This is a genomic window from Lactobacillus sp. B4007, assembly GCF_026535895.1.
GTDB classification, from domain to species: Bacteria; Bacillota; Bacilli; order Lactobacillales; family Lactobacillaceae; genus Lactobacillus; species Lactobacillus panisapium.
The window spans coordinates 1-3,220 of record NZ_JAFNPA010000007.1 but is presented as its reverse complement, the minus strand read 5'-3'; the positions used below and the strand labels follow the sequence as shown (position 1 = coordinate 3,220).

Annotated in this window: 2 rRNA genes; both read left to right on the top strand. The window is 49.5% G+C overall.

Features of this window, described 5'->3' with window-relative positions:
• Positions 1-116 precede the first annotated feature (116 nt).
• Positions 117-3,024 (top strand): 23S ribosomal RNA (locus tag J3U54_RS09045).
• 76 nt (positions 3,025-3,100) lie between these two features.
• Positions 3,101-3,217, top strand: a 5S ribosomal RNA gene (gene rrf / locus J3U54_RS09040).
• Positions 3,218-3,220 lie beyond the last annotated feature (3 nt).

Genomic DNA, 3,220 nt, shown 5'->3' with positions numbered 1-3,220 from the left:
ACGAGTTAGTACATTGAAAACTGAATATAATCCAAGAAAAAACCGAGAAACAATCAAAAGAGAACAGATTGCAAAGAGCGACCGAGAGAGTTCGAGAGAACAAAGATCTTGAGTAAGGTCAAGTAAATAAGGGCGCACGGTGAATGCCTAGGCACATTAAGGCGAAGAAGGACGTGACGAACCACGAAAGGCTTCGGGGAGCAGTAAGTACGCAATGATCCGGAGATATCCGAATGGGGGAACCCAATGCAGCGATGCATTACTGATATATGAATAGATAGTATATCAGGGCAAGACGCAGTGAACTGAAACATCTAAGTAGCTGCAGGAAGAGAAAGAAAAATCGATTTCCAGAGTAGCGGCGAGCGAAACGGAAAGAGCCCAAACCAGATGATTTATCATTTGGGGTTGTAGGACTGCAAGAAGGTAGTTATGAGGATAGCAGAATTATCTGGGAAGGTAAGCCAGAGAGGGTGAGAGCCCCGTAAGCGAAATCCAAGTAACGCCTAGCAGGATCCTGAGTAGGTCGGAACACGAGGAATTCCGATTGAAGCAGCGAGGACCATCTCGCAAGGCTAAATACTAGAATGTGACCGATAGTGAACCAGTACCGTGAGGGAAAGGTGAAAAGAACCCCGGAAGGGGAGTGAAAGAGAACCTGAAACCGTGTGCCTACAAGTAGTCAAAGCCCATTAAAGGGTGATGGCGTGCCTTTTGTAGAATGAACCGGCGAGTTACGTTAAATAGCGAGGTTAAGTCAGAAAAGACGGAGCCGGAGCGAAAGCGAGTCTGAAGAGGGCGAGAGAGTTGTTTGATGTAGACCCGAAACCAAGTGACCTACCCATGACCAGGTTGAAGGTGCGGTAAAGCGCACTGGAGGACCGAACCCACGTAAGTTAAAAATTGCGGGGATGAGTTGTGGGTAGCGGTGAAATTCCAAACGAACTTGGAGATAGCTGGTTCTCTCCGAAATAGCTTTAGGGCTAGCCTGGTGCGAGGATGATAATGGAGGTAGAGCTCTGTTTGGACGAGGGGCCCGTCAGGGGTTACTGAATTCAGATAAACTGCGAATACCATATATCAAAGCACTGGAGTCAGACTGCGAGTGATAAGATCCGTAGTCGAAAGGGAAACAGCCCAGATCACCAGTTAAGGTCCCAAAATCTATGCTAAGTGGAAAAGGATGTGGAGTTGCGTAGACAACTAGGATGTTGGCTTAGAAGCAGCCATCATTAAAAGAGTGCGTAATAGCTCACTAGTCGAGTGACGCTGCGCCGAAAATTTACCGGGGCTAAGCATAGTACCGAAACTGTGGATGCGTAGTAATACGCGTGGTAGGAGAGCGTTCTAAGAGCGGAGAAGCTTAATCGAGAGGATAAGTGGAGCGCTTAGAAGTGAGAATGCCGGTATGAGTAGCGCAAGATAGGTGAGAATCCTATCCGCCGAAAGACTAAGGTTTCCTGGGGCAGGCTCGTCCGCCCAGGGTAAGTCGGGACCTAAGGCGAGGCCGAAAGGCGTAGTCGATGGACAACAGGTAGAAATTCCTGTACTGCGTTAGATCGTTAATAGCGAAGGAGGGACGCAGGAGGCAAAGAACGCATGGTGCTGGACATCCATGTTTAAGCAATAAGTGTAAGAGTGAGTCAAATGCTTGCTTTTGAAAAGCACAAGTTGTGATGAGGAGCGAAATTAAAGTAGCGAAGGTTCAAGAGTCACACTGCCAAGAAAAGCTTCTAGCAAGAGCTAACGTACCCGTACCGCAAACCGACACAGGTAGTCGAGTGGAGAACACTAAGGTGAGCGAGAGAACTCTCGTTAAGGAACTCGGCAAAATAGCCCCGTAACTTCGGGAGAAGGGGTGCTGGTGTAAAAGCCAGCCGCAGTGAAAAGGCCCAAACAACTGTTTATCAAAAACACAGGTCTCTGCAAAGTCGAAAGACGACGTATAGGGGCTGACACCTGCCCGGTGCTGGAAGGTTAAGGAGAGCTGTAAGCGTAAGCGAAGCAGCGAACTGAAGCCCCAGTAAACGGCGGCCGTAACTATAACGGTCCTAAGGTAGCGAAATTCCTTGTCGGGTAAGTTCCGACCTGCACGAAAGGTGTAATGATTTGGGCACTGTCTCAACGAGAGACTCGGTGAAATTATAATACCCGTGAAGATGCGGGTTACCCGCGACAGGACGGAAAGACCCCATGGAGCTTTACTGCAATTTGATATTGGGCAGCTGTTAAACATGTACAGGATAGGTAGGAGCCAGAGAAGATAGTACGCCAGTATTATCAGAGGCAATGTTGGGATACTACCCTTGTTTGATGGCTGCTCTAACCAGGGCCTCTAAGCGAGGCATGGGACAGTGTCAGACGGGCAGTTTGACTGGGGCGGTCGCCTCCTAAAGAGTAACGGAGGCGCCCAAAGGTTCCCTCAGAATGGTTGGAAATCATTCACAGAGTGTAAAGGTATAAGGGAGCTTGACTGCGAGAGCGACAACTCGAGCAGGGACGAAAGTCGGGCTTAGTGATCTGGTGGTACCGCATGGAAGGGCCATCACTCAACGGATAAAAGCTACCCTGGGGATAACAGGCTTATCTCCCCCAAGAGTTCACATCGACGGGGAGGTTTGGCACCTCGATGTCGGCTCGTCGCATCCTGGGGCTGAAGTAGGTCCCAAGGGTTGGGCTGTTCGCCCATTAAAGCGGCACGCGAGCTGGGTTCAGAACGTCGTGAGACAGTTCGGTCCCTATCCGTCGTGGGCGCAGGAAATTTGAGAGGAGCTGTCCTTAGTACGAGAGGACCGGGATGGACATACCGCTGGTGTACCAGTTGTCTTGCCAAAGGCATAGCTGGGTAGCTAAGTATGGACGGGATAAGCGCTGAAAGCATCTAAGTGCGAAGCCCCCCTCAAGATGAGATTTCCCATACGAAAGTAGTAAGACACCTCAAAGACTAAGAGGTAGATAGGCTAGGAGTGGAAGAGCCGTGAGGCTTGGAGCGGACTAGTACTAATCAGTCGAGGACTTGACCACAGGCTCAAGCAATCTGGTAAGGTTTTGAGAATGGATTATATTTAGTTTTGAGTGTAAGAACTCAAGCAAAGAAAAGTACGGTGGCAATAGCAAGAAGGAAACACCTGTAACCATGCCGAACACAGCAGTTAAGCTTCTTCACGCCGAGAGTAGTTGGTGGGAGACTGCCTGCGAGGGTAGGAAGCTGCCGTGCTTT